Origin of the sequence: Aequorivita aquimaris (genome assembly GCF_001573155.1) — a bacterium.
GTDB lineage: Bacteria > Bacteroidota > Bacteroidia > Flavobacteriales > Flavobacteriaceae > Aequorivita > Aequorivita aquimaris.
In genome coordinates this window covers 1-739 of the sequence record NZ_JRWG01000043.1, presented here as the reverse complement: position 1 = coordinate 739, position 739 = coordinate 1, and the positions used below count along the sequence as shown (strand labels likewise).

At 56.0% G+C, this 739-nt stretch carries 1 rRNA gene; it reads left to right on the top strand.

The features are described from left to right. Positions 1 to 739: ribosomal RNA gene (locus LS48_RS15875) — 23S ribosomal RNA — on the top strand; the annotation flags it as partial.

Here is a 739-nt window from a genome sequence, read left to right as displayed (position 1 = left end):
GCTCAAGACACGCACCGAAGCTTAGGGTGTGATCTTACGATCACGCGGTAGCGGAGCGTTCCGTACGCCTGTGAAGCGATCTGGTAATGGGTCGTGGAGGTATCGGAAGTGCGAATGCAGACATGAGTAGCGATAAAGAGGGTGAGATGCCCTCTCGCCGAAAGACCAAGGGTTCCTGCGCAAGGCTAATCCGCGCAGGGTGAGCCGGCCCCTAAGACGAGCCCGAAGGGGGTAGTCGATGGGAACCACGTTAATATTCGTGGGCCTGGTGGTGTGTGACGGATGGTGTGTGTTGTCTGACCTTATCGGATTGGTCAGGCTTCGAAACTGTCCCAGGAAATAGCCCCACCGTATAGACCGTACCCGAAACCGACACAGGTGGTCTGGTAGAGTATACCAAGGCGCTTGAGAGAAGTGTCCTGAAGGAACTCGGCAAATTGCCTCCGTACCTTCGGAAGAAGGAGGCCCCATGTAAGCGCAAGCTCTCATGGGGGGCACAGGCCAGGGGGTAGCGACTGTTTAGCAAAAACACAGGGCTCTGCTAAGTCGGCTTCAAGACGACGTATAGGGCCTGACGCCTGCCCGGTGCCTGAAGGTTAAGTGGAGGAGTGCAAGCTCTGAAATGAAGCCCAGGTAAACGGCGGCCGTAACTATAACGGTCCTAAGGTAGCGAAATTCCTTGTCGGGTAAGTTCCGACCTGCACGAATGGCGTAACGACTTCCCCACTGTCTCCAGGAC